Here is a 580-nt window from a genome sequence, read left to right on the forward strand (position 1 = left end):
TCGTGCTCCCCGCGCGAGCGGGGATGAGCCGGCTTTCATGGGCCTTATCGACAAGCTGTGGCGGTGCTCCCCGCGCGAGCGGGGATGAGCCGCTGCCTAGCGGCTTCACGGTGGCGGGCAAGGAGTGCTCCCCGCGCGAGCGGGGATGAGCCGAGTGCCGTCCAGGTCGCACAAGATCGCGGGTGGTGCTCCCCGCGCGAGCGGGGATGAGCCCGGGGGGTGTGACCCGCAGGGACGCTCTCAGGAGTGCTCCCCGCGCGAGCGGGGATGAGCCCCAACCGCGACGCCTACATCGCCCGCCTAGAGAGTGCTCCCCGCGCGAGCGGGGATGAGCCGGGTGAGGGTCTTACATCGTCTGTGCTTGCCTTGTGCTCCCCGCGCGAGCGGGGATGAGCCGCATACCTCTTCACACATGCGTAGTTGCCCGCGATTAGTGCTCCCCGCGCGAGCGGGGATGAGCCCAGCCACTCGGACACGGATGGTCTTACGGGTGCTCCCCGCGCGAGCGGGGATGAGCCTTACCCGTCCAGCTTACGCACGGTGGACACGATGTGCTCCCCGCGCGAGCGGGGATGAGCCC

At 70.0% G+C, this 580-nt stretch carries 1 CRISPR repeat array.

From position 1 onward, the window contains the following. Window positions 1-2 precede the first annotated feature (2 nt). Window positions 3-579: a CRISPR direct-repeat array (repeat unit 28 nt; unit sequence GTGCTCCCCGCGCGAGCGGGGATGAGCC). Window position 580 lies beyond the last annotated feature (1 nt).

Source organism: Glycomyces sp. L485, assembly GCF_022548875.1.
Taxonomy (GTDB): Bacteria; Actinomycetota; Actinomycetes; order Mycobacteriales; family Micromonosporaceae; genus Glycomyces.